Below are 26,030 nucleotides of genomic sequence, written 5' to 3' on the forward strand. Positions count from 1 at the left end.
CCTGACTGATCGGAGGAGTGATGGTGAACATGTCTCATGTTACCGCTGTGTGACTTTTCCACCCTGCGAGATTGTGCCAGTATGGAACGCAGCCTTTTGGCCTTGTTGAGCGTTGTCGGGAGCAAGTGTGAGCAGCAAAGTAGAGCAACTGCGTGCGCAGTTAAATGAACGAATTCTGGTGCTGGACGGCGGCATGGGCACGATGATCCAGGGCTATCGTCTGAGTGAAGACGATTTCCGCGGCGAACGCTTCGCTGACTGGCCTTGCGATCTGAAAGGTAACAACGACCTGCTGGTGCTCAGCAAGCCGTCCGTCATTAAGGATATCCACAATGCCTACTTCGAGGCAGGGGCGGATATCGTTGAAACCAACACCTTTAACTCGACAACCATCGCTATGGCGGATTACCAGATGGAATCCCTGTCGGCGGAGATCAACTTTGAGGCGGCTAAACTGGCTCGTGCCTGCGCAGATGAATGGACTGCCCGCACGCCGGACAAACCGCGCTACGTTGCCGGGGTGCTTGGCCCAACCAACCGCACCGCATCAATCTCACCGGACGTCAACGACCCGGCATTTCGTAATATCACCTTTGACCAGCTGGTCGCTGCCTACCGTGAATCGACCAAAGCGCTGGTGGAAGGCGGTTCCGACCTGATCCTGATTGAAACGGTTTTCGACACCCTCAACGCCAAAGCCGCGATTTACGCGGTGAAAGAGGAGTTCGAGGCACTGGGCGTTGACCTGCCGATCATGATTTCCGGCACCATTACCGACGCCTCCGGCCGTACCCTGTCCGGCCAGACCACCGAAGCGTTTTATAACTCCCTGCGCCACGCGGAAGCGCTCTCCTTTGGCCTGAACTGTGCCCTGGGGCCAGATGAACTGCGCCAGTACGTGCAGGAGTTATCGCGCATCGCAGAATGCTATGTCACCGCGCACCCGAACGCCGGTCTGCCCAATGCCTTTGGTGAATACGATCTGGATGCCGACACCATGGCGGCGCAAATCCGCGAGTGGGCTGAATCTGGCTTCCTGAACATTGTTGGCGGCTGCTGCGGCACCACGCCGGAACACATTGCCGCCATGAGCAACGCCGTGGCCGGGCTTCCGCCGCGTAAGCTGCCTGAGATTCCCGTTGCCTGTCGTCTTTCTGGTCTCGAGCCGTTGACCATTGGCGACGACAGCCTGTTTGTGAACGTGGGGGAGCGGACTAACGTTACCGGTTCCGCGAAGTTCAAACGGCTGATCAAAGAAGAGAAGTACAGCGAAGCGCTGGACGTCGCCCGCCAGCAGGTGGAAAGCGGCGCACAGATTATTGATATCAACATGGACGAGGGGATGCTCGACGCCGAAGCGGCGATGGTGCGTTTCCTCAACCTGATTGCCGGCGAGCCGGACATTGCCCGCGTGCCGATCATGATCGACTCTTCCAAATGGGAAGTCATCGAAAAAGGGCTGAAGTGCATTCAGGGTAAAGGCATCGTCAACTCTATCTCGATGAAAGAGGGCGTTGATATCTTTATCCACCACGCGAAGATGGTCCGCCGCTACGGTGCCGCCGTGGTGGTCATGGCCTTTGACGAAGTGGGCCAGGCGGATACCCGCGAGCGTAAAATTGAGATATGCCGCCGCGCGTACAAGATTTTGACCGAAGAGGTGGGTTTCCCGCCGGAAGACATCATCTTCGACCCGAACATTTTCGCCGTCGCGACCGGGATTGAAGAGCATAACAACTATGCCCAGGACTTTATCGGCGCATGTGAAGACATTAAACGTGAATTGCCGCATGCGTTAATCTCCGGCGGCGTGTCGAACGTGTCGTTCTCGTTCCGCGGCAACGACCCGGTGCGTGAAGCGATCCACGCCGTGTTCCTCTACTACGCCATCCGCAACGGGATGGACATGGGGATCGTTAATGCCGGCCAGCTGGCGATTTACGATGACCTCCCTGCCGAGCTTCGCGACGCGGTAGAAGATGTCATCCTTAACCGTCGCGACGACGCCACCGAGCGCATGCTGGACCTCGCGGAGAAATACCGCGGCAGCAAAACGGATGAATCGGCCAACGTTCAGCAGGCCGAGTGGCGTTCCTGGGACGTGAAAAAGCGTCTGGAATATTCGCTGGTGAAAGGCATCACCGAGTTTATTGAGCAGGACACCGAAGAAGCGCGCCAGCAGGCAGCCCGCCCGATTGAGGTGATCGAAGGCCCGCTGATGGACGGCATGAACGTGGTCGGCGATCTGTTCGGCGAGGGAAAAATGTTCCTGCCGCAGGTGGTGAAATCTGCCCGCGTGATGAAGCAGGCCGTGGCCTATCTGGAGCCGTTTATCGAGGCCAGCAAAGAGAAAGGCTCCAGCAACGGCAAGATGGTCATCGCCACCGTGAAGGGCGACGTGCACGACATCGGCAAGAATATCGTCGGCGTGGTGCTGCAGTGCAATAACTACGAAATTATCGACCTCGGGGTAATGGTTCCGGCGGATAAAATCCTCAAAACCGCGCGTGAGGTGAATGCCGACCTGATTGGCCTTTCCGGGCTGATCACGCCGTCGCTGGACGAGATGGTCAACGTGGCGAAAGAGATGGAGCGTCAGGGCTTCACTATTCCGTTATTGATTGGCGGGGCAACCACGTCGAAAGCGCATACGGCGGTAAAAATCGAACAGAACTACAGCGGCCCGACGGTCTATGTGCAGAACGCCTCGCGCACCGTAGGCGTGGTGTCCGCGCTGCTCTCCGACACCCAGCGCGATGACTTCGTGGCGCGCACCCGCAAAGAGTACGAAACCGTCCGCATCCAGCACGGTCGTAAGAAACCGCGCACGCCGCCGGTTTCACTTCAGGCGGCGCGCGATAACGATCTGGCGTTTGACTGGTCGAGCTATACCCCGCCGGTTGCGCATCGTCTGGGCGTGCAGGACGTCACCGCCAGCATCGAAACGCTGCGTAACTACATTGACTGGACGCCGTTCTTCATGACCTGGTCGCTGGCGGGCAAATATCCGCGCATCCTCGAGGATGAGGTGGTTGGTGAAGAGGCGAAGCGGTTGTTTAAAGATGCCAATGACATGCTCGACACGCTGAGTGCAGAGAAATCCCTCAATCCGCGCGGCGTGGTGGGGCTGTTCCCGGCGAACCGCGTGGGTGACGATGTGGAAATCTACCGCGATGAAACCCGCACGCATGTGCTGACCGTGAGCCATCACCTGCGTCAGCAAACGGAGAAAGTTGGCTTCGCCAACTACTGTCTGGCGGATTTCGTCGCACCGAAACTGAGTGGCAAAGCCGACTATATCGGCGCCTTTGCGGTAACCGGCGGCCTGGAAGAAGATGCGCTGGCGGAGGCATACGAAGCGCAGCATGATGATTACAACAAAATCATGGTCAAAGCGATTGCCGACCGCCTGGCGGAAGCCTTCGCTGAGTATCTGCATGAGCGCGTACGTAAGGTGTACTGGGGCTACGCGGCCAATGAAAACCTCAGCAACGAGGAGCTGATCCGCGAAAACTACCAGGGCATTCGCCCGGCGCCGGGCTATCCGGCCTGCCCGGAGCACACCGAAAAAGGCACCATCTGGAAACTTCTCGATGTTGAGGCCCATACGGGGATGAAACTCACCGAGTCGTTTGCCATGTGGCCAGGTGCCTCTGTTTCCGGCTGGTATTTCAGCCACCCGGACAGCAAGTACTTTGCCGTGGCGCAGCTACAGCGTGATCAGATCGAAGATTACGCCCTGCGCAAAGGCATGAGCGTGTCAGAAGTCGAGCGCTGGCTGGCGCCTAATCTCGGCTACGACGCCGACTAAAATCACTTTTCCTTACAACAAACAGGGCGCTCATGGGGCGCCCTGTCTCTTTCTTACGTTTAAACCCTTATACTGAACCTAAGGAAAATGAATAACGATAAGGAGGAAAACCTTCCGTGCTGACCCTGTTACATCTGCTCTCCGCAGTCGCACTGCTCGTTTGGGGGACCCATATCGTCCGTACCGGCGTGATGCGCGTCTTTGGTGCTCGTTTACGCACCGTTCTCAGCAGCAGCGTTGAGAAGAAGCCGCTCGCCTTTTGTGCGGGGATAGGCGTCACGGCGCTGGTTCAGAGCAGTAATGCCACCACCCTTCTTGTCACCTCCTTTGTGGCACAGGATCTGGTGGCGCTCGCGCCGGCACTGGTGATCGTGCTGGGGGCCGACGTGGGTACCGCGCTGATGGCGCGTATTCTGACGTTCGATCTCTCCTGGCTGTCGCCGCTGCTGATTTTCATTGGCGTCATCTTCTTCCTCGGGCGCAAACAGACGCGTGCCGGGCAGCTTGGGCGCGTGGGGATTGGCCTGGGGCTGATCCTGCTGGCGCTGGAGCTGATTGTGCAGGCGGTCACCCCCATCACCGAGGCCAACGGCGTTCAGGTCATCTTCGCCTCTCTGACCGGTGACATCATGCTGGACGCGCTGATTGGCGCGGTGTTTGCCATCGTCAGCTATTCAAGCCTGGCAGCCGTATTGCTGACGGCCACGCTCACCGCTGCCGGGGCGATCTCCTTCCCGGTGGCGCTATGTCTGGTGATTGGTGCGAACCTGGGGTCTGGCCTGCTGGCAATGCTCAACAACAGTGCCGCCAACGCTGCGGCTCGCCGCGTGGCGCTCGGCAGCCTGCTGTTTAAGCTGGTGGGTAGCCTGATTATCCTGCCGTTTGTGCACCCGCTGGCGAACCTGATGGATAACCTCTCGCTGCCGAAAGCGGAGCTGGTGATCTATTTCCACGTTTTCTATAACCTGGTGCGCTGCCTGGCGATGGTGCCTTTTGCGGGGCCGATGGCCCGCTTTTGCGAACGACTCATTCAGGATGAACCGGAGCTGGATGCGCGCCTGAAACCGAAGCATCTGGATACCTCCGCGCTGGATACCCCGGCGCTGGCGCTGGCGAATGCCGCCCGCGAGACGCTACGCATGGGTGATGCGATGGAAACCATGCTCGAAGGGCTGCAGAAGGTGATGCACGGCGAACCGCGCGAAGAGAAAGAGTTGCGCAGGCTGGCGGACGATATCAACGTGCTTTATACCGCCATTAAGCTCTATCTGGCGCGTATTCCGCAGGATGAACTGGCGGAAGAGGAGTCTCGCCGCTGGGCAGAAATCATCGAGATGTCGCTCAACCTGGAGCAAGCCTCCGATATCGTGGAGCGTATGGGGAGTGAGATTGCAGATAAGTCACTGGCAGCACGTCGGGCATTCTCCATTGAGGGCCTGAAGGAGCTGGAGGCGCTCCACGAACAGCTGTTGAGCAACCTGAAGCTGGCGATGCTGGTCTTCTTCTCCAGCGACGTGCCGAGCGCGCGCCGCCTGCGTCGTAACAAGCATCGCTTCCGCATCCTCAACCGTCGCTACTCGCACGCCCACGTTGAGCGTCTTCACCAGCAAAACGTGCAGAGTATCGAGACCAGCTCCCTGCACCTGGGGCTGCTGGGGGACATGAAGCGTCTCAACTCGTTGTTCTGCGCGGTGGCCTATAGCGTGATGGAACAGCCGGATGAAGATGACGAGCGGGACGAGTATTAATCTCTGAAAGCGCCTCGCAAAACCGTTTTGCGAGGCGTGACACCTTATAAAGCGCCATTTACGCTGCAGACCTTACATTTTTAAGGGAATAGAAAATGCTCGTTTATTACGCTACACTTCGCCAATTCATGCGCATACCGATGGGGGTTCTCATGCGCACTACTCATGGCATCAAAAAATCAGTCAATGTGTCGTTAGCACCAGAAATCCTTGAAGAGGCGCGACGGCTTAAACTTAATCTCTCTGCTGTACTTACGGCTGCATTGCAGGAGCAGTTTCGTGCACATCAGCGTGCAGAGTGGTTAGAAGAAAATAAAGCGTCTATCGAGGCTATTAACCAGTGGGTTGATGAAAACGGCTCCTTTAGTGACTTTCAGAGGTCGTTCTGATGGAGCAATATTTTGCTTATGAGAATGAAGGTAAGGGGAAAACTGCCTATCCCTGGCTAATCAATATGCAGCATCCCGTGGCCAATGTGATGAAGCATGTTCTGGTCGCCCCCGCAGTTGAGCTTAGCCACCTGGGAGGCATTCAGCCGCCTGCGAAAGTGTGCCCTGTCGTTGAGATAGCGGGTAAGCCCTGCGTGGTTATGATGCACATGATGGCAGGCATATCGCCAAAAGAGTTAGGCGAGCGTGTCGCCGATCTTACTCAAGACCGGGCCTCATTGCGGGATGCACTCGATTTTTTGATCAACGGTTACTAACACTTTTTTGTCAGCCGCAAGGTAAGGTATATTTCGCCCTTCACAGGAGAAACTATGCTGCCAACTCAATCAACCCGATTAAACAAATACATTAGCGAGAGCGGGATCTGCTCACGTCGCGAGGCTGACCGTTACATTGAACAAGGTAACGTGTTTCTTAACGGCAAACGCGCCACCATCGGCGATCAGGTGGTGCCTGGCGACGTGGTCAAAGTGAATGGTCAGGTCATTGAACCGCGTGATGCAGAAGACCTGGTGTTTATCGCGTTGAATAAACCGGTTGGGATTGTCAGCACCACGGAAGACGGTGAGCGAGACAACATCGTTGATTTCGTGAACCACAGCAGCCGCATCTTCCCGATTGGCCGTCTGGATAAAGATTCGCAGGGGCTGATTTTCCTCACCAACCATGGCGATCTGGTGAACAAAATCCTGCGAGCCGGTAACGACCATGAGAAAGAGTACATCGTTACGGTAAACAAACTGGTAACGGACGAGTTTATCCGCGGGATGAGCGCAGGCGTGCCGATCCTGGGCACGGTGACGAAGAAGTGTAAGGTCAAGAAAGAAGCGCCTTTCGCGTTCCGAATTACCCTGGTACAGGGCTTAAACCGCCAGATCCGCCGCATGTGCGAGTACTTCGGTTATGAAGTGACGAAGCTTGAACGTACGCGCATCATGAACGTTAGCCTGTCCGGGATCCCGCTGGGCGAGTGGCGTGACTTGACGGATGACGAGCTGATTGAGCTGTTCAGGCTTATCGAAAACTCGTCGTCAGAAGCGAAGCCGAAGGCTAAGGCGAAGCCGAAAACCCAGGCGATTAAACGCCCGGTGGTGAAGGCGCCGCAGGCGGAAGAGAAAGGGCGAGGCAAGCCGGGTAACGGTAAGCGATTTACCCAGCCGGGTCGTAAAAAGAAAGGGCGCTGATTAGCGCCTTCCACGGATTGACGTGCTGGCGGACCAGGAGAAGGTCGCCTCTGCATCCGGTTTATAAGCCTGCTCTTTTTTCAGTTTGCGGGCTTTCTTCGCCGCAGCGTCACGTTCCGCCATCAGCTTGTCGATGTACTCTTTTTTCACCTGATTGGTTTCGGCGTTCGTCAGCGTGCGGCCATGTGCAATGCGGGCGCGGTCGAGAAGCGTTTTCAGTTCGCGCTGCTCGGCTTCCGTCATGTCTTTCTGGGTCAAACGTGGTGTAGCCATTGCTGAAGCCTCCTGAGGGTGAGGCTTCAGTGTAAAGCAATTCAATCCTGTTTCACCGCTTCTTTTTTCGTTTGTGCATTAATCGGTTTGCCGGACCAGTAGCCCGCCAGCAGCGAACCTGAAAGATTGTGCCACACCGAGAACAGGGCACCCGGCAGGGCCGCCAGCGGCGAGAAGTAAATTTTGCCAAGCGCCGCCGCCAGACCGGAGTTCTGCATCCCGACTTCAATCGCCAGCGTGCGGCAGGTGGATTCGTCGAAACCAAACAGCTTCCCGCCCCAGTATCCTCCCAGCAGGCCGATGGTGTTATGCAGCACGACTGCGACGATCACCACAAAACCGACGGAAGCAATGTGCGAGGCAGAACCCGCCACCACGGCGCTGATGATGGCCAGAATGCAGACCATCGAAAACGCAGGCAGGTAGGGCTCAACGGCTTTCACCACGCGCGGGAACAAATGGTGAATGACCAGCCCCAGTGCAATCGGGATCACCACAATCTGCAGAATGCTGAGCAGCATCCCCATCACGTCCACCTGAATATGCGCGTCCACGTACAGGCGGGTTAACAGCGGCGTGGCAATCACGCCCACCAGCGTGGAAACGGATGAAATGGTAACGGAGAGGGCTACATCCCCTTTCGCCAGATAGATCATGACGTTAGACGCCGTACCGCTGGCGACGCTGCCCACCAGCACCATTCCGGCAGAGAGATCCGGCGGCATCTTAAAGGCCATCGCCAGCAGCCACGCCGCGAGCGGCATCACCAGGTAATGCAGGAAGATACCCGCAGCAACCGGAGCCGGGCGCGACAGCACGCGTTTGAAATCATCGATTTTTAAATGCACGCCCATGCCGAACATAATCAGCATCAGCAGCGTGGCGACCCATGGACCAATACCGGTGAACGTGGCGGGCGTGTAATACGCGAGGACAGAGAGCAGCAGCGCCCATAAGGGGAACAGCCGGGTGATAACGGATAACATAGTGAATTCCTTGCAGTATTGTCGTGTTGTTTTGTTATGAAAAAGCCGGGTCTGTGCCCGGCTTATCGATATTGTTTAACGTGCTAACGAATTTTATTCAAACAAATTCTGATGAAGTTTCTGCACGACCTGCTCAGCCTGATCGGCAGGGACCAGGAAACAAAGGTTGTAGCTGGAGGCACCGTAGCAAATCATGCGGATGTTGAACGGGTCGAGCACACCAAACACCTCTTTGCCCACGCCGCAGGCGCGCGACAGCTTGTTGCCAATGATGGCCACCAGCGCCAGGTTTTCTTCCACTTCCACGCGGCACAGCTCGGACAACTCAATCAGCAGCGACTGCGTCAGCAGGGTATCGCCGGTGGAGGTCGAGCCGGTGGTGTCCAGCGTCAGCGCAATGCTCACTTCAGAGGTGGTGATGAGGTCTACGGAGATATTGTGACGCGCCAGAATGCCAAACACCTCTGCCAGGAAACCGCGGGAGTGGAGCATATTGTGGCTATGCAGCGTCACCAGCGTCTGGCGACGGCGCAGGGCCAATGCACGGAACAGCGGTGGGTTTTCCGTTTTCTTGCAAACCAGCGTGCCGCCCGCTTTAGGATCTTTACTGGAGCCCACGAAGACCGGAATATCGCTGCGCACGGCAGGCAGCAGCGTTGCCGGGTGTAGCACCTTCGCGCCGAAGGTGGCCATTTCCGCCGCTTCTTCAAACGCGATCACATCAATACGTTTCGCCGCGGAAACCACGCGCGGGTCGGTGGTGTAGATACCCGGCACGTCAGTCCAGATATCCACACGGGTGGCATGCAGAGCTTCACCCAGCAGAGCCGCGGTATAGTCGCTGCCGCCACGGCCCAGCGTCGTCGTGCGACCTTTGGCTTCGCTGCCGATAAAGCCCTGGGTGACCACCATGCCTTCAGCCAGGCGCGGGGCCAGTTGCTGGTTGGTGAGCTCAGCCAGCATCTCAACGTCCGGTTCAGCGCGGCCAAAACGGTCACTGGTGCGCATCACTTTACGCACGTCAAACCACTGCGCCTGAACGTTACGTTCGCGCATGATTTCAACGAACAGCAGGGTAGACATCAATTCACCGTGGCTGACCAGTTCATCGGTCAGGGCGGTGGAGGTGGCCAGAGACGCTGCTTCTGCCAGGGTGGTGATATTTTCCAGCAGGCGTTCCACTTCTTCGCGGATCACGTTTGGATTTTGCAGACGCTCAAGGATGTCGAACTGAATTTTGCGCAGTGCATCCAGCTTCACGAAACGTTCTGTCGCTTCCAGTCCTTCAGACAGAGAAACCAGCAGGTTCGTCACGCCAGCGGATGCGGAGAGCACCACCAGGCGGGTATTCGGATCGGCCAGCACCACATCGGCGCTGCGGTTCATGGCATCGTAGTCGGCCACACTGGTGCCGCCAAACTTGGCGACCACAAAACTCGTCATAACAACCTCGTGTCAGGGAATGAATAAGCGACCTTGGCACAAGAGTGAAACGAAAACAGGTGCAGGCGCAAAATACGGCCCTATAAATAAAATGCGGGGGAGGTCCTGTCAATGCTGGGATTATGCGGATTTTTTATGGGGGGGTACCCCTGAGAAACAGGACTTATAACAGGGCCATATTTTATGCTCCGTTTTACCCCCTTTTGACCGACAATTCGCCGCCCGGGAGGGCACTTCAGCAGCTATACTTTTCGGGTCTTTTCACCTGTGTTTGATGCAGGCCAGGGCAATGGCATAAAAACCATCACAATTTTTATTTGCAGGCGCTACAATCGACCGCAGTCACAATTCTCAAATCAGAAGAGTATTGCTAATGAAAAACATCAACCCAACGCAGACCGCTGCCTGGCAGGCACTCCAGAAACATTTTGATGAAATGAAAGACGTCACCATCGCGGATCTGTTCGCGAAAGATGCCGATCGTTTCGCTAAGTTCTCCGCGACCTTCGACGACCTGATGCTGGTGGATTTTTCCAAAAACCGCATTACCGAAGAGACGCTGGCAAAGCTGCAGGATCTGGCAAAAGAGACTCAGCTTGCCGACGCTATCAAGTCCATGTTCTCCGGCGAGAAAATCAACCGCACCGAAGACCGTGCTGTGCTGCACGTGGCCCTGCGTAACCGTAGCAATACGCCAATCATCGTTGACGGCAAAGATGTTATGCCGGAAGTGAACGCGGTGCTGGAAAAGATGAAAGCTTTCTCCGAAGCGATCATCTCCGGTAGCTGGAAAGGCTATACCGGTAAAGCGATCACCGACGTGGTAAACATCGGCATCGGCGGTTCTGATCTGGGTCCGTTCATGGTGACCGAAGCGCTGCGTCCGTACAAAAACCACCTCAACATGCATTTCGTGTCTAACGTCGATGGTACTCACATCGCGGAAGTGCTGAAGAACGTGAACCCGGAAACCACCCTGTTCCTGGTGGCGTCTAAAACCTTCACCACCCAGGAAACCATGACCAACGCCCACAGCGCGCGTGACTGGTTCCTGAAAACCGCGGGCGACAACAAGCACGTGGCGAAACACTTTGCGGCGCTGTCCACCAATGGTAAAGCGGTTGGCGAGTTCGGTATCGACACCGCGAACATGTTCGAGTTCTGGGACTGGGTTGGCGGCCGTTACTCTCTGTGGTCTGCCATCGGTTTGTCCATCATTCTGTCCGTAGGCTTCGATAACTTCGTTGAACTGCTCTCCGGCGCGCACGCGATGGATAAACACTTCTCCACCACCGCACCTGAGAAAAACCTGCCGGTGCTGCTGGCGCTGATTGGTATCTGGTACAACAACTTCTTTGGCGCTGAAACCGAAGCGATCCTGCCGTACGACCAGTACATGCATCGCTTTGCGGCCTACTTCCAGCAGGGCAATATGGAATCCAACGGTAAGTACGTTGACCGTAACGGCAACGCGGTGGATTACCAGACGGGTCCAATCATCTGGGGTGAGCCGGGCACTAACGGCCAGCACGCGTTTTACCAGCTGATCCACCAGGGAACCAAAATGGTACCGTGCGATTTCATCGCCCCGGCTATTACCCATAACCCGCTGTCTGACCACCATCCAAAACTGCTGTCTAACTTCTTCGCCCAGACTGAAGCGCTGGCGTTCGGTAAATCCCGCGAGGTGGTTGAGCAGGAGTATCGCGATCAGGGTAAAGATCCGGCCACGCTGGACCACGTTGTGCCGTTCAAAGTGTTTGAAGGCAACCGCCCAACCAACTCCATCCTGCTGCGTGAAATCACCCCGTTCAGCCTGGGTGCGCTGATTGCCCTGTACGAGCACAAGATCTTTACTCAGGGTGCCATCCTGAACATCTTCACCTTTGACCAGTGGGGCGTTGAGCTGGGCAAACAGCTGGCAAACCGCATTCTGCCAGAGCTGGGTGACGATAAAGCAATCACCAGCCACGACAGCTCGACCAATGGTTTGATTAACCGCTATAAAGCCTGGCGCGCGTAATTAAAACATCATGAAAATGTGCCGGCGAAATGCCGGCATTTTTTTATCGGATAATTCCTGATGCCTGTTAGTTAACTCAAATTCTGGATGTGAGTTTAATCCGAAAAAGACGGTTAACCCGTTAATTGCTGCGGTTTATTTTAAGAAAATACGTAGAAGTAAGATAATGGGTTTATATTATAAATTATTGATTTTTAGCTATTATATATTTTAATTATTTGCTTTTCATTTCGATTTTATCCATTAGTCCGAAAACCCCTTCCCTATTTCCCCTCACGGTAATCCCGCTGCTTTAGTTGTGTATACTCGATTCCGCCTGAATTTCTTTTCGGGCAAATCTCCATTCATTCATTGAAGGGAAATTGTTATGAAGAAAGTACTGTATGGCATTTTTGCCATATCTGCACTTGCGGCGACATCTGTCTATGCAGCTCCGGTCCAGGTCGGGGAAGCAGCAGGGTCGGCAGCGACGTCTGCGTCTGCGGGAAGCTCTACCGCAGCCAGCACCAGCGCCGTAAGTTCAGCCGTGGGTGTCGCGCTGGCGGCAACCGGTGGCGGTGATGGCTCCAATACCGGAACCACGACCACTACGACAACCAGCACCCAGTAAGACCGGGTGTTTTAATCATAACCACACTTCGGTGTGGTTATTTCGCCCCTTCGGAGAAGAGTCGTGAAGCGACCTGCAATCATTCTGATTTGCCTGCTGTTGCAGGCGTGCTCAGCCACCACCAAAGGGCTGGGTCATTCACTGTGGGACAGCCTGTTCGGTACGCCGGGCGTGCAATTGACCGATGACGAACTTCAGAACATGCCTTACGCCAGCCAGTACATGCAGCTTAATGATGGCCCGCAACTGTTTGTGGTGCTCGCTTTCGATGAAAACGGGCAGCAGAAATGGGTGACGCAGGATCAGGCCACCATCGTGACGCAGCATGGCCGTATCGTGAAAACCCTGCTCGGGGGCGACAACCTGCTTGAGGTGAACAATATCGCGGCCGATCCGCTGATCAAGCCGAACCAGATTACCGACGGCGCTGGCTGGACGCGCACGATGGGCTGGACTGAACACAAGCAGGTGCGTTACGCCACGGCGCACTCCACCTTCCGCTGGGTTGGCACCGACAGTGTGAAAGTGGGGAGCGATGAAACCCAGGTACGCGTGCTGGATGAAGAGGTAACAACCGACCAGGCCACCTGGCATAACCGCTTCTGGATCGACGAGGAAGGGCAAATCCGTCAGTCCCTGCAGTATCTCGGTGCCGGTTTCTTCCCGGTGAAAACCACGCTGATCAAGGCCGCAAAATCATGAAAACAATTATCCGCGTTGCGCTAATTGCGAGCCTTGCAACCCCTGCGGCATGGTCTGCAGGAACGGTGAAGGTCTACACGGCGGACAACGAGAAACCCAAAACGTTAACCAACGCTGAACATCTGCTCGATCTCGTCGGGCAGCCGAGGCTTGCCAACAGCTGGTGGCCGGGGGCGGTGATCGGCGAGCGTCAGGCAACGATTAAGGCAGAGCAAGAACATCTTGCACTGCTTGCCCGTCTGACAGGTCTGGCGGCGCAGGAAGACGGTGACGATGCCGCAGCAATCAATAGCATTCGCCAGCAGCTTCAGGCGCTGAAGGTGACTGGCCGCCAGAAGGTGAATCTTGATCCCGATGAAGTGCGCGTCACGGAAAAGGGCAACCCAACCCTTGAAGGGGAGTACACCCTCTGGCTGCCCGTAAAACCGACGACGGTGACCGTGATGGGGCTTGTCAGCAGCCCGGGTAAAAAGCCCTTTACGCCAGGTCGCGACGTGGTGAGCTATCTCGACGAGCAAAGCCTGCTGAGCGGTGCCGATAACAGCTACGCCTGGGTCGTTTACCCTGACGGGCACACGCAAAAAGCGCCGATAGCTTACTGGAATAAACGCCATATCGAGCCCATGCCTGGCAGCATCATTTTTGTCGGTTTTGCCGACCATTTCTGGACGAAGGCATATGACGGGCTTAACGCCGATATCCTTCACTCCCTGACACAGCGGATACCGGAAGAATGAAAAAAACCTATCTCTACAGCATGCTGGCGCTCTGTGTAAGCGCCGCCTGTCATGCAGAAACGTATCCGGCACCCATTGGCCCGTCTCAGTCAGATTTCGGCGGCGTCGGTTTACTGCAAACGCCCACCGCGCGCATGGCGCGTGAAGGGGAAATCAGTCTGAACTACCGCGATAACGACCAGTACCGCTACTATTCCGCCTCGGTACAGCTTTTCCCGTGGCTTGAAACCACGCTGCGCTACACCGATGTGCGAACGAAACAGTACAGCAGCGTCGAGGCGTTCTCTGGCGACCAGACTTACAAAGATAAAGCCTTCGACCTCAAGCTGCGCCTGTGGGAAGAGAGCTACTGGATGCCGCAGGTGTCCGTGGGGGCCAAAGATATTGGCGGGACCGGCCTGTTTGATGCGGAATACATTGTGGCCAGCAAGGCCTGGGGGCCGTTCGACTTCTCGCTTGGCCTGGGATGGGGCTATCTCGGTACCAGCGGTAACGTCAAAAACCCGTTCTGCACCTACAGCGATAAATATTGCTACCGCGATAACAGTTACCAGAAAGCGGGTTCCATCAACGGCGACCAGATGTTCCATGGCCCGGCCTCGCTGTTCGGTGGCGTGGAATACCAGACCCCCTGGCAGCCATTGCGCCTGAAGCTGGAGTACGAAGGAAACGACTACTCGCAGGATTTCGCCGGGAAGATTGAGCAGAAGAGCAAGTTTAACGTCGGCGCCATTTATCGCGTCACCGACTGGGCCGACGTTAACCTCAGCTACGAGCGCGGTAATACCGTGATGTTTGGTTTCACGCTGCGCACCAACTTTAACGACATGCGGCCACACTACAATGATAACGCGCGGCCAGCCTACCAGCCGGAGCCGCAGGATGCGATTCTGCAGCACTCCGTGGTGGCAAATCAGCTGACGCTGCTGAAATACAATGCCGGTCTGGCGGATCCGAAGATTCAGACCAAGGGCGACACGCTTTACGTCACCGGCGAGCAGGTGAAATACCGCGACTCGCGGGAAGGGATCGAGCGCGCCAACCGGATCGTCATGAACGATCTCCCGGACGGGATCCGCACGATCCGCGTGACCGAGAACCGCCTGAACCTGCCGCAGGTGACGACGGAAACGGACGTTGCCAGCCTCAAGCGCCATCTCGAAGGCGAGCCGCTCGGGCATGAAACCGAGCTGGTGCAAAAACGCGTTGAGCCGGTCGTGCCAGACACCACCGAGCAAGGCTGGTATATCGACAAGTCGCGCTTTGATTTCCATATCGATCCGGTGCTGAACCAGTCCGTTGGCGGACCGGAAAACTTCTACATGTATCAGCTGGGCGCAATGGCGACGGCAGATCTGTGGGTCACCGACCATCTGCTGACTACCGGTAGCCTGTTCGGCAATATCGCCAACAACTACGACAAATTTAACTACACCAACCCGCCGAACGATTCAAAACTGCCGCGTGTAAGAACTCGCGTTCGTGAATACGTGCAGAACGATGTCTACGTGAATAACCTGCAGGCCAACTACTTCCAGTACTTCGGCAACGGTTTCTACGGCCAGGTGTACGGCGGATATCTGGAAACCATGTTCGGTGGCGCAGGGGCAGAGGTGCTTTACCGTCCTGTCGACAGCAACTGGGCATTTGGGATTGATGCTAACTACGTGAAACAGCGTGACTGGCGCAGCGCGCAGGACATGATGAAGTTCACCGACTACAGCGTCAAAACGGGCCATCTGACCGCCTACTGGACACCATCATTCGCACAGGACGTACTGGTGAAAGCCAGCGTCGGCCAGTATCTGGCGGGCGACAAGGGGGGCACGCTGGATATCTCCAAACACTTCGACAGCGGCGTCGTGGTGGGCGGTTATGCCACCATCACCAACGTCTCGCCGGACGAGTACGGGGAAGGGGACTTTACTAAAGGGGTCTATGTGTCCATTCCGCTGGATCTCTTCTCGTCAGGCCCAACCCGCAGCCGTGCGGCAGTGGGCTGGACACCGCTGACCCGCGACGGGGGCCAGCAGCTTGGGCGTAAGTTCCAGCTGTATGACATGACCAGCGATAAGAACGTAAACTTCCGCTGATGCTTGTTTGCCCGGTGGCGCTGCGCTTACCGGGCCTACGAGAGTGTTTTTGTAGGCCGGGCAAACGCAGTGCCGACCGGCAAGAATGCTAATGCGGACAAAACATAAACAAAAAATATAGATCCCCGTCACATTTTTGCGTTATACAGGAACCTCGCCCTGGAGAATGAGGTGCTGTATGACATCCCTGACTCGCCCGCGCGTTGAGTTTATCTCAACGATCCTCCAGACCGTGCTAAACCTCGGTCTGCTAAGCCTTGGCCTGATTCTGGTCGTCTTCCTTGGCAAAGAGACGGTGCATCTGGCGGATGTGCTGTTCGCCCCTGAACAAACCAGCAAATATGCGCTGGTGGAAGGCCTGGTGGTCTACTTTCTCTACTTCGAGTTTATTGCCCTGATTGTGAAGTACTTTCAGTCGGGCTTTCACTTCCCGCTGCGCTATTTTGTCTACATTGGGATCACCGCGATTGTGCGGCTGATCATCGTCGATCATAAATCCCCCCTCGACGTGCTGATCTACTCGGCGGCGATCCTGCTGCTGGTGATCACCCTCTGGCTGTGTAACTCGAAGCGGCTGAAACGGGAATAAAAAAATGGCGCTCCGAAGAGCGCCTAACAACAGTCACAAGTTGGGTCAATACAATACGTCTAAAGTTGAGGGTTGCAGTGGCATAACAAATGAAACTTAACCTTTCACACCGCCCGCCGTCAGGCCGTTAACCAGCCAGCGCTGGGCCAGCAGGAATACCACGGTAATCGGGATGGCAGAGAGTACGGCCGCCGCAGCAAAGTCGCCCCACAGGTAGTTTTGCGGGTTGAGGTATTGCTGCATACCCACGGCCAGGGTGTAACTGTTCACGTCGCGCAGTAACAGAGAGGCGACCGGTACTTCGGTGATCGCAGCGATAAACGACAGGATAAACACCACCGCCAGGATAGGTACCGACAGCGGCAGCAGCACCAGACGGAAGGCCTGCCACGGAGTAGCGCCATCCAGCGCGGCCGCCTCTTCCAGCGAACCGTCGATGGTTTCGAAATACCCTTTGATGGTCCACACATGCAGGGCGATACCGCCAAGATAGGCGAAGATCACGCCGCCGTGGGTGTTCAGGCCGATAAACGGCACGTACTGACCCAGACGGTCAAACAGGGCATACAACGCGACCAGTGACAGCACGGCCGGGAACATCTGGAAAATGAGCATGCCTTTCAGCAGCGTCGCTTTGCCCGGGAAACGCATACGGGCGAAGGCGTAAGCACAGGTGGTGGAGAGCGTGACAATACCGATTGCGGTAATGGTCGCCACTTTCACCGAGTTCCACAGCCACAGCAGCACCGGGAACGGCGGAGGAGTCACGCGTCCATCCGCATGCTCCACGCTGAAGCCCAGCGCCAGCTTCCAGTGCTCCCAGGAGATTTCGTCCGGGATGAGACTCCCGGTCGCGAAGTTACCCGAACGCAGGGAGATAGCGATAACCATCAGCAGCGGGAACATGATTGCCGCGATGAAAATCAGCAGGCCTAAGTGTGTCGCCAGGAGGCGCAATTTCTGAGATTTGGGTTGTACCATAGCCATGATCGATGCCCTCCTTAGTCAAATTTCATACGTGTGGCTTTCAGGTTCACAATCGCCAGGGCACCAACCAGCAGGAAGATCAGGGTGGCAATGGCTGCTGCCAGACCGAAGTCCTGTCCGCCGCCGCCTTCGAAGGCGATACGGTAGGTGTAGCTCACAAGCAGGTCGGTATAGCCTGCCGGCGTGGTGGTGCCGAGACGGTCCGGGCCACCGTTGGTCAACAGCTGAATCAGCACGAAGTTGTTAAAGTTAAAGGCAAAGCTGGCAATCATCAGCGGGGTCAGCGGTTTAATGAGCAGCGGCAGCGTAATTTTAAAGAAGTTCTGGAACGGACCCGCGCCGTCCATCGCTGAAGCTTCGTACAGATCGTCCGGGATAGCCTTCAGCAGGCCCATGCACAGGATCATCATATACGGGTAGCCCAGCCAGGTGTTCACGATAATAATCATCGAGCGGGCGGTGGTTGGGTCGCTGAACCAGGCCGGTTTGATACCGAACAGCGCGCTCAGCATCATGTTGATTTCACCGAAGCTCTGGTTAAAGAGCCCTTTGAAAATCAGAATCGAGATAAACGACGGCACGGCATACGGCAGAATCAGCAGCACGCGGTAAATCGCTTTGCCTTTCAGGGATTCCCACTGCACGAGACAGGCCAGCACCATGCCCACGGCCACGGTCAGGATCACGGTGAGCACCGAGAAAATCACCGTCCAGACGAAGATGGCGAAGAACGGTTTCTGGATGCCTTCGTCGGTGAACACGCGGGTAAAGTTATCCCAGCCGATGGTAACGGTATAACCCGGGCTGAGTTTGTCATCACCCCATTTGCCGTCGGCAGTAATGGACTGATAGAAACCAATGTCGTTGTTCGGGCGATACTTCACGCCGCTCTGATTGTTAGTCAGCGTGCCGTCTTTTGCCAGGGTATAGAGCGGCTGAGTGCCGGAGAACTGGCGCAGCGAGCTCATGGTCACTTTGCTTTCATCTGGCAGCACGGCGGTGAGCTGGGTCAACGCCTGGCGATTCTGGGTAATGATACGCAGGTTAGCACGTTCACCTTCCGGCAGGGCCGCAGCCTCTTTTAAGGCCAGCTTCTGCTCGCCGCCAAATTTAAACGCGTCGGAAATATAGTTTTTGCCGCTCTCACCGTCAGTGAGCGCTAACTTCCATTCGTCACCCGCAGGATACAGGCCGAAATTAAAGGTTTTTCCCGCCTGATAGGAACGGTCCAGAAGCACCTGTTGGGCGCGTTCCTGCGCAAGCTGGTTGGTGCTGCTGTAGTTGGTGAATGCAATGGCGATGGTACAGATCAGTGGGAACAGGACAAACAGCCCCATCCCGGCTACGCCAGGGTAAACATAGCGCCAGGCATAGGCTTTACGGTTGGCGAAAATATACAGGCCAGCAGAGCTTAAGATCAGCGTCATGATGGCAAAGAGATATTCCCCTTGTACGTACATTAAAACAACAAGGTAACCCACCAGCAGACACAGCAGACCTATCACTGACCATTTCAGCGCGTCGCTTTGCCACCAGTGCTTCTTTTTAATGACATCCATGGGGTTCTTCCTCTACAACGGTGGAAACTTTTCGTCAGGTGGCGCGGCGCTTACCTGACCTACGGATCGTGCCGTAGTCGTAGGGCGGGTAAGCGCACGCGCCACCCGCCGTTTTTCTGCTTACTTAGTAATACGACCCTGCGCATCCTTCAGCGCGGCATCAACAGTCTGACGACCGCTTGCTGCGTTGATGACTGCAGTACGGGTGGCGTACCAGAACGCTGCCATCTGTGGGATGTTCGGCATGATTTCGCCTTTCTGGGCGTTATCCATAGTGGCCGCGATGCGTGGATCTTTCGCCAGCTGATCCTGGAAGGATTTCAGCGCCACGGCGCCCAGCGGTTTATCCTTGTTCACTTCATCCAGACCCTGATCGGTCAGCAGGTAGTTTTCCAGGAACTCTTTCGCCAGCTCTTTGTTCGGGCTGGCGGCGTTGATACCCGCACTCAGCACGCCAACGAACGGTTTAGACGGCTTGCCGTTAAAGGTTGGCAGCAGCGTTACGCCGTAGTTGATTTTGCTCTTATCGATGTTGGTCCAGGCCCACGGACCGTTGATGGTCATCGCGGTTTCGCCTTTGTTGAACGCCGCTTCCGCGATGGAGTAATCGGTATCCGCGTTCATGTGTTTGTTCTTGATCAGGTCAACCAGGAAGGTCAGGCCTTTTTTCGCGCCTGCGTTATCCACGCCCACGTCTTTCACGTCATATTTGCCGTTTTCAAACTTGAACGCGTAACCGCCGTCGGCAGCAATCAGCGGCCAGGTGAAGTACGGCTCTTGCAGGTTGAACATCAGAGCGGATTTACCTTTCGCCTTCAGCTCTTTATCCAGTTTCGGGATCTCTTCCCAGGTTTTCGGTGGGTTTGGTACCAGGTCTTTGTTGTAAATCAGAGACAGGGCTTCAACCGCGATAGGGTAAGCGATCAGCTTGCCGTTGTAGCGAACGGCATCCCAGGTGAACGGGAAGAGTTTGTCCTGGAACGCTTTGTCTGGGGTGATTTCAGCCAGCAGGCCAGACTGCGCGTAGCCGCCGAAACGGTCATGCGCCCAGAAGATGATGTCCGGGCCGTCGCCGGTTGCTGCAACCTGCGGGAATTTCTCTTCCAGTTTGTCCGGATGTTCTACGGTAACTTTGATACCGGTGTCTTTCTCGAATTTTTTGCCCACTTCGGCCAGGCCGTTATAGCCTTTGTCGCCGTTAATCCAGATAACCAGCTTGCCTTCTTCAATTTTGGCGAGCGCCGGTGCGGAAACCATCATTGCTGCAAGGGCGGACAATGCGAAAACGCGTGCGCCAGTCTTGATATTCATATCTGCCATCCTTTTGGTGATGTCTCGTAGTATGACTTCAGTGGTTCAACGTGAATCAGTCTCCTTATTTGACATCCTCTTTCCATCCTCCCAACCCCTACGCCCCACCCCCCGTTTGTGTGATCTCCGTTGCATAAATTTAAGTTATGAGTGCTGGCGCACATAAAAACCCACCGAATTTTGCAGGCGGCTTCACGAATTTCACCTCAGCCCCCCGGCTGCGGTCGCAGAGCCTGCTCTCTCATCCTCCCGCCTCCTCCCCCATAAAAAAGCCGGGGGGTGGAGGATTCGTGAAAGTTATGGATACCCCATAGTGAACTTATGTTGAATGTTTCTGTCGGTGACAGGTTGTAACGAAGGGAGAAGGGCATGGCGAGCGTACAGCTGCGTAATGTAACGAAAGCCTGGGGCGACGTAGTGGTGTCAAAAGACATCAATCTGGACATCACTGAAGGTGAGTTTGTGGTGTTTGTCGGCCCATCAGGCTGTGGTAAATCTACTCTGCTGCGTATGATTGCCGGTCTTGAAACCATCACCAGCGGCGACCTGCTGATCGGTGATACCCGAATGAACGACATTCCGCCTGCCGAACGTGGCGTCGGTATGGTGTTCCAGTCTTATGCACTTTATCCCCATCTTTCCGTTGCCGAGAACATGTCCTTTGGCCTGAAGCTGGCCGGCGCGAAGAAAGACGTGATTAACCAGCGCGTCACCCAGGTGGCGGAAGTATTACAGCTGGCGCACCTGCTGGAGCGTAAACCGAAAGCGCTTTCCGGCGGTCAGCGTCAGCGTGTGGCGATTGGCCGTACGCTGGTGGCCGAACCGCGCGTGTTCCTGCTCGACGAACCCCTTTCTAACCTGGATGCCGCCCTGCGCGTTCAGATGCGTATCGAAATCTCCCGTCTGCACAAACGTCTTGGCCGCACGATGATTTACGTCACCCACGATCAGGTCGAAGCGATGACGCTGGCCGACAAAATCGTGGTGCTGGATGCCGGTCGCGTGGCGCAGGTGGGCAAACCGCTGGAGCTCTATCACTACCCGGCAGACCGCTTTGTTGCAGGCTTTATTGGCTCGCCAAAGATGAACTTCCTGCCCGTTAAAGTGACTGCAACGGCCATTGAACAGGTACAGGTGGAGCTACCAAACCGCCAGCAAGTCTGGCTGCCGGTGGACAGCGCCAACGTACAGGTCGGGGCAAACATGTCCCTCGGTATCCGTCCTGAGCATCTCCTGCCGAGTCACATTGCCGATGTGACGCTGGAAGGTGAGGTTCAGGTCGTTGAACAGCTTGGTCACGAAACACAGATTCATATCCAGATCCCCGCCATTCGTCAGAACCTGGTCTACCGCCAGAATGACGTGGTGTTGGTAGAAGAGGGTGCCACATTCGCTATCGGCTTGCCGCCAGAGCGTTGCCATCTGTTCCGTGAGGATGGCACTGCATGTCGTCGGTTGCATAAAGAGCCAGGCGTTTAAGCAATCCCAAAAGAAGACACGAAACCGACAGGTGAAGTGTTCAAAGAAAAGCAATGATCTCAGGAGATAGAATGATGATTACTCTGCGCAAACAAGTCCCTCTGGCAATCGCCGTTGCGGCAGGCATCCTGTCTGCCCAGGCGGGTGCTGTGGACTTTAAAGGTTATGCTCGTTCCGGCATCGGCTGGACCGGGAGTGGCGGTGAACAACAATGTTTCCAGGCAACCGGTGCACAAAGTAAATACCGTCTTGGTAACGAATGTGAAACCTATGCCGAGCTGAAACTGGGCCAGGAAGTGTGGAAAGAGGGCGATAAGAGCTTCTACTTCGACACTAACGTTGCGTATTCCGTTTCTCAGCAGAATGACTGGGAATCCACCAGCCCGGCCTTCCGTGAAGCAAACGTGCAGGGTAAAAACCTGATTGAATGGCTGCCAGGTTCTACTATCTGGGCCGGTAAGCGTTTCTATCAGCGTCATGACGTCCACATGATCGACTTCTACTACTGGGATATTTCGGGTCCTGGTGCGGGTATCGAAAACATCGACCTGGGCTTCGGTAAGCTCTCTCTGGCTGCAACCCGTTCTTCTGAATCAGGCGGTTCTGCAACCTTCGCCGATCGTGATGCGAACGGCGATCGTATTTACGACAACGTTGTACCAAACGATGTCTTCGATGTTCGTTTAGCGGGTCTGGAAACCAACCCGGGCGGCACCCTGGAGTTAGGTGTCGACTACGGTCACACCAACATTCCTGACGACTACTACCTGCAGCCTGGCGCTTCTAAAGATGGCTGGCTGTTCACTGCTGAGCACACCCAGAGCATGTTGAAAGGTTTCAACAAGTTCGTACTGCAGTATGGTACGGACTCCATGACCTCCAACGGTAAAGGGATTCCACAGGGCGGCAGCGTTGATAACGACGGCTCCATGTGGCGTGTGCTGGACCACGGTGCAATTACCCTGGCAGACCGTTGGGACCTGATGTACGTCGGTATGTACCAGAACATCGATCGTGACAACAACAACGGTACCGAGTGGTGGACTGTGGGTGTTCGTCCGATGTTCAAATGGACGCCAATCATGAGCACCCTGCTGGAAGTGGGCTACGACAACGTCAAATCTCAGAAAACTGACGAGAAAAACAGTCAGTACAAAATCACCCTGGCACAGCAATGGCAGGCTGGCGACAGCATCTGGTCCCGTCCGGCTATCCGTGTCTTCGCAACATACGCGAAGTGGGATGAGAAATGGGGTTACGCAAACAACAGCGATACGGGTTACACCTCTGGTGTGGCTTACAGTGACACTTCTGCGAAAACCTTCAGCCGTGGCGACGACGACGAGTGGACCTTCGGTGCCCAGATGGAAATCTGGTGGTAATTCGTTAGACCTGACGTAATGACCTAAAAAAGAGGGGCGTAAGGCCCCTCAATCCTTAGGGTGCTGCGCGCTATTGCCTGGCCACCGCAGTGCTCACGCTATCAGAGGTAATAACAATGAAAATGAAGAAAAGTTTCGTCGCGCTGTGCCTCTCTGCGGGGCTGCTGGCCTGCGTTCCGGCGGTCACCTTTGCAGATGTCAATTTTGTTCCTCAAAATACCAGCGCTGCGCCTGCAATTCCGCCGGCGGCGCTTCAGCAACTGGTGTGGACACCGGTCGATCAATCGAAAGTACAAACCACTCAGCTTTCCGCTGGTGGTCAATCCCTGAATGTTCCCGGCATCAGCGGTCCCGTTGCCGCTTTCAGCGTACCCGCTAATATCGGCGAGCTGACCCTGACGTTGACCAGCGAAGTTAATAAACAAACCAGCGTATTTGCGCCGAACGTGCTGATTCTCGATCAAAACATGACGCCATCAGCCTTCTTCCCGAGTGATTATTTTAGCTACCAGGAACCGGGCGTGATGAGTGCTGATCGGCTGCAGGGCGTTATGCGCCTGACGCCAGCTCTTGGCCAGCAGAAAATTTACGTCCTGGTCTTCACAACGGAAAAAGATCTGCAGCAGACGACGAAGTTGGTTGATCCAGCGAAAGCCTATGCGAAAGGCACCGGAAACTCTGTTCCGGATATTCCTGACCCGCTTGCTCGCCATACCACCGATGGCCTGGTCAAACTAAAAGTCTCCACCAATAGTGCTTCCAGCGTACTGGTTGGCCCACTGTTTGGTTCGTCTGGCCCGGGTCCGGTAACCGTGGGCAATACCGCTGCCCCAGTCTATGCAGCACCTGCAGCTCCTGCCGCAACTGCCGCTGCACCAGCACCGGCGAAGAAAGCTGAGCCGGTACTGAACGACACCGAAGAATACTTCAACAACGCTATTAAGCAGGCGGTGAAGCGCGGCGATGTCGATAAAGCGCTGAAACTGCTTGATGAAGCCGAACGTTTAGGTTCAACAACTGCCCGTTCCACCTTTATCAGCAGTGTAAAAGGCAAGGGGTAACCGTTTCCCCACAGTGCTGATTTGTCAGTAGTTTAGTGCGCCTGAGTGGGCGCACTTTTTTTCGTGTCCGCCAGGCTGTTGCATCCATGTTGCGATCGTGATCGTTAAATAACGTTTGGCCCCCCTCAATCCGTGTTTCTGCGATACAATGCCATTACGTTATGTATCGGAGAGTCTGGCATGTCACACCCCGCGCTAACGCAACTGCGTGCGCTGCGCTATTTCGACCAAATACCTGCGCTTGATCCGCAGCAACTGGACTGGTTGCTGCTGGAAGATTCCATGACGAAACGTTTTGAACAGCAAGGTAAAACGGTCACGGTGACCCTGATACAGGAAGGGTTTGTCTCCGGCGATGAGATCGCCAGCGAGCTGCCGCTGCTGCCGCAAGAGGAACGCTACTGGCTGCGCGAAATTTTGCTCTGTGCCGATGGTGAGCCCTGGCTTGCCGGACGGACGGTAGTGCCCGAGTCCACCCTTTCCGGGCCTGAGCTGGCGCTGCAGCGGCTGGGGAAAACCCCGCTGGGACGTTATCTTTTTACCTCATCTGAGCTGACCCGGGATTTTATTGAGATTGGGCGTGATGCCGAACTGTGGGGACGCCGTTCCCGCCTTCGCCTGAGCGGTAAGCCGTTAATCCTGACGGAACTTTTTTTACCGGCATCACCGTTGTACTAAGAGGAAGAAAAAATGGAGTGGAGCCTGACGCAGAATAAGCTGTTGGCGTATCACCGCTTAATGCGTACTGATAAACCTATTGGCGCGTTACTGCTGCTGTGGCCGACCTTATGGGCGCTGTGGGTTGCAACGCCGGGCGTACCGCCGCTATGGATCCTGGGCGTATTTGTCGCCGGTGTCTGGTTGATGCGCGCGGCGGGCTGCGTGGTGAATGACTATGCCGATCGTAAATTCGACGGCCATGTAAAACGGACAGCCAACCGTCCGTTACCCAGCGGCCAGGTGACCGGAAAAGAAGCCCGCGTGCTGTTCCTCGTACTGGTGCTGCTCTCATTCCTGCTGGTGTTAACGCTGAACACCATGACAATTCTGCTTTCCGTCGCTGCGCTTGCACTGGCCTGGGTTTATCCGTTCATGAAGCGCTATACCCATCTGCCTCAGGTTGTGTTGGGCGCGGCATTTGGCTGGTCAATTCCGATGGCGTTTGCGGCGGTGAGCGAATCCCTACCGCTCAGCTGCTGGCTGATGTTCCTGGCGAATATTCTCTGGGCCGTGGCGTATGACACGCAATACGCGATGGTAGACCGCGACGATGACCTGAAAATTGGTATTAAATCGACCGCCATTCTCTTTGGACGTCAGGACAAACTGATCATCGGCATTTTACAGGTCGCGGTACTGGCACTGATGGTCGCGATTGGCCGTCTGAACGGGCTGAACTGGGAGTTTTACTGGTCGGTGCTGGTGGCGGGATTGCTGTTTGCTTACCAGCAAAAGCTGATTGCCAAACGCGAACGTGAAGCCTGCTTTAAAGCGTTTTTGAATAATAACTATGTCGGGCTGGTGCTGTTTTTAGGCCTGGCGATGAGCTATTTCTTATAAAAAAGTCGGGTGGCGGCTTCGCCTTACCCGACCTACGATCTGG

General features: G+C 55.6%; 22 protein-coding genes. 16 read left to right on the forward strand and 6 right to left on the reverse strand.

Annotated elements, in window-relative coordinates; all coding sequences use genetic code 11:
• Nucleotides 1-127: 127 nt before the first annotated feature.
• From metH to rluF, 5 genes are all read left to right on the forward strand, one after another.
• Complete coding sequence (gene metH / locus ACMGGM_RS14550) at nucleotides 128-3,811, forward strand: methionine synthase (protein ID WP_045281842.1); 3,684 nt, start codon at nucleotides 128-130, stop codon at nucleotides 3,809-3,811.
• 116 nt (nucleotides 3,812-3,927) lie between these two features.
• Nucleotides 3,928-5,559: a Na/Pi cotransporter family protein gene (locus tag ACMGGM_RS14555; RefSeq protein ID WP_014882089.1), complete on the forward strand. Its 1,632-nt coding sequence runs from the start codon at nucleotides 3,928-3,930 to the stop codon at nucleotides 5,557-5,559.
• Between the two features lie 95 nt (nucleotides 5,560-5,654).
• Nucleotides 5,655-5,948 (forward strand): type II toxin-antitoxin system CcdA family antitoxin, encoded by a 294-nt coding sequence (locus tag ACMGGM_RS14560; RefSeq protein ID WP_023331775.1) that lies wholly within the window; start codon nucleotides 5,655-5,657, stop codon nucleotides 5,946-5,948.
• Nucleotides 5,948-6,265, forward strand: a complete 318-nt coding sequence (locus tag ACMGGM_RS14565; RefSeq protein WP_023331776.1) for a CcdB family protein — start codon at nucleotides 5,948-5,950, stop codon at nucleotides 6,263-6,265. Before ACMGGM_RS14560 ends, ACMGGM_RS14565 begins: the two co-directional genes overlap by 1 nt.
• Before the next feature lie 54 nt (nucleotides 6,266-6,319).
• The gene (gene rluF / locus ACMGGM_RS14570) at nucleotides 6,320-7,192 is read left to right on the forward strand and encodes a 23S rRNA pseudouridine(2604) synthase RluF (RefSeq protein ID WP_032637776.1); all 873 of its coding nucleotides are present in this window, start codon (nucleotides 6,320-6,322) and stop codon (nucleotides 7,190-7,192) included.
• Here rluF and ACMGGM_RS14575 read toward each other — a convergent pair whose 3' ends face one another.
• From ACMGGM_RS14575 to lysC, 3 genes are all read right to left on the reverse strand, one after another.
• Nucleotides 7,193-7,465 carry a DUF3811 domain-containing protein gene (locus ACMGGM_RS14575; protein WP_045135511.1) on the reverse strand — a complete coding sequence of 91 codons (273 nt, stop codon included), beginning with the start codon at nucleotides 7,463-7,465 and terminating at the stop codon, nucleotides 7,193-7,195.
• Nucleotides 7,466-7,506: 41 nt separating this feature from the next.
• Nucleotides 7,507-8,451 (reverse strand): ketopantoate/pantoate/pantothenate transporter PanS, encoded by a 945-nt coding sequence (panS, locus tag ACMGGM_RS14580; protein ID WP_045135510.1) that lies wholly within the window; start codon nucleotides 8,449-8,451, stop codon nucleotides 7,507-7,509.
• Nucleotides 8,452-8,544: 93 nt separating this feature from the next.
• A complete protein-coding gene (gene lysC, locus ACMGGM_RS14585) occupies nucleotides 8,545-9,894 on the reverse strand; it encodes a lysine-sensitive aspartokinase 3 (protein ID WP_023331779.1) in 1,350 nt (449 codons plus the stop codon).
• A gap of 373 nt (nucleotides 9,895-10,267) precedes the next feature.
• Between lysC and pgi the strand changes: the two genes are divergently transcribed.
• From pgi to psiE, 6 genes are all read left to right on the forward strand, one after another.
• Nucleotides 10,268-11,917 carry a glucose-6-phosphate isomerase gene (gene pgi, locus ACMGGM_RS14590; protein WP_014882096.1) on the forward strand — a complete coding sequence of 550 codons (1,650 nt, stop codon included), beginning with the start codon at nucleotides 10,268-10,270 and terminating at the stop codon, nucleotides 11,915-11,917.
• 367 nt (nucleotides 11,918-12,284) lie between these two features.
• Nucleotides 12,285-12,527 carry an exopolysaccharide production protein YjbE gene (gene yjbE, locus ACMGGM_RS14595; protein WP_003860341.1) on the forward strand — a complete coding sequence of 81 codons (243 nt, stop codon included), beginning with the start codon at nucleotides 12,285-12,287 and terminating at the stop codon, nucleotides 12,525-12,527.
• A 63-nt stretch (nucleotides 12,528-12,590) separates the two neighbouring features.
• Nucleotides 12,591-13,229: a YjbF family lipoprotein gene (locus ACMGGM_RS14600; RefSeq protein WP_047028145.1), complete on the forward strand. Its 639-nt coding sequence runs from the start codon at nucleotides 12,591-12,593 to the stop codon at nucleotides 13,227-13,229.
• Nucleotides 13,226-13,966 (forward strand): capsule biosynthesis GfcC D2 domain-containing protein, encoded by a 741-nt coding sequence (locus ACMGGM_RS14605; protein WP_196347746.1) that lies wholly within the window; start codon nucleotides 13,226-13,228, stop codon nucleotides 13,964-13,966. Before ACMGGM_RS14600 ends, ACMGGM_RS14605 begins: the two co-directional genes overlap by 4 nt.
• Nucleotides 13,963-16,059, forward strand: coding sequence for a YjbH domain-containing protein (locus tag ACMGGM_RS14610; RefSeq protein WP_014882099.1), 2,097 nt, complete (start codon nucleotides 13,963-13,965; stop codon nucleotides 16,057-16,059). Before ACMGGM_RS14605 ends, ACMGGM_RS14610 begins: the two co-directional genes overlap by 4 nt.
• Nucleotides 16,060-16,237: 178 nt before the next feature.
• The gene (psiE, locus tag ACMGGM_RS14615) at nucleotides 16,238-16,648 is read left to right on the forward strand and encodes a phosphate-starvation-inducible protein PsiE (protein ID WP_000202963.1); all 411 of its coding nucleotides are present in this window, start codon (nucleotides 16,238-16,240) and stop codon (nucleotides 16,646-16,648) included.
• A 96-nt stretch (nucleotides 16,649-16,744) separates the two neighbouring features.
• On the opposite strand, the gene malG is transcribed toward psiE, so the two are convergent.
• The 3 genes from malG to malE all read right to left on the reverse strand — a co-directional run bounded on the left by malG (nucleotide 16,745) and on the right by malE (nucleotide 20,505).
• Nucleotides 16,745-17,635, reverse strand: coding sequence for a maltose ABC transporter permease MalG (gene malG / locus ACMGGM_RS14620; protein ID WP_003860332.1), 891 nt, complete (start codon nucleotides 17,633-17,635; stop codon nucleotides 16,745-16,747).
• A gap of 14 nt (nucleotides 17,636-17,649) precedes the next feature.
• Nucleotides 17,650-19,194: a maltose ABC transporter permease MalF gene (malF, locus tag ACMGGM_RS14625; RefSeq protein ID WP_014882101.1), complete on the reverse strand. Its 1,545-nt coding sequence runs from the start codon at nucleotides 19,192-19,194 to the stop codon at nucleotides 17,650-17,652.
• A 120-nt stretch (nucleotides 19,195-19,314) separates the two neighbouring features.
• Nucleotides 19,315-20,505, reverse strand: coding sequence for a maltose/maltodextrin ABC transporter substrate-binding protein MalE (malE, locus tag ACMGGM_RS14630; RefSeq protein WP_045135379.1), 1,191 nt, complete (start codon nucleotides 20,503-20,505; stop codon nucleotides 19,315-19,317).
• Between the two features lie 369 nt (nucleotides 20,506-20,874).
• Here malE and malK point away from each other — a divergent pair, with 369 nt between their 5' ends.
• The 5 genes from malK to ubiA all read left to right on the forward strand — a co-directional run bounded on the left by malK (nucleotide 20,875) and on the right by ubiA (nucleotide 25,987).
• Nucleotides 20,875-21,984: a maltose/maltodextrin ABC transporter ATP-binding protein MalK gene (malK, locus tag ACMGGM_RS14635; RefSeq protein WP_023331782.1), complete on the forward strand. Its 1,110-nt coding sequence runs from the start codon at nucleotides 20,875-20,877 to the stop codon at nucleotides 21,982-21,984.
• 71 nt (nucleotides 21,985-22,055) lie between these two features.
• A complete protein-coding gene (locus tag ACMGGM_RS14640) occupies nucleotides 22,056-23,366 on the forward strand; it encodes a maltoporin (RefSeq protein WP_014882103.1) in 1,311 nt (436 codons plus the stop codon).
• Nucleotides 23,367-23,482: 116 nt separating this feature from the next.
• Nucleotides 23,483-24,427 (forward strand): maltose operon protein MalM, encoded by a 945-nt coding sequence (gene malM, locus ACMGGM_RS14645; RefSeq protein WP_014882104.1) that lies wholly within the window; start codon nucleotides 23,483-23,485, stop codon nucleotides 24,425-24,427.
• Nucleotides 24,428-24,607: 180 nt separating this feature from the next.
• Entirely contained in the window at nucleotides 24,608-25,105 is a 498-nt protein-coding gene (gene ubiC, locus ACMGGM_RS14650; RefSeq protein WP_014882105.1) for a chorismate lyase, read from the forward strand.
• A 12-nt stretch (nucleotides 25,106-25,117) separates the two neighbouring features.
• Nucleotides 25,118-25,987 (forward strand): 4-hydroxybenzoate octaprenyltransferase, encoded by an 870-nt coding sequence (gene ubiA / locus ACMGGM_RS14655; protein WP_014882106.1) that lies wholly within the window; start codon nucleotides 25,118-25,120, stop codon nucleotides 25,985-25,987.
• Nucleotides 25,988-26,030: the final 43 nt, after the last annotated feature.

This window comes from Enterobacter sp. BNK-14 (genome assembly GCF_047456095.1).
GTDB classification, from domain to species: domain Bacteria; phylum Pseudomonadota; class Gammaproteobacteria; order Enterobacterales; family Enterobacteriaceae; genus Enterobacter; species Enterobacter kobei.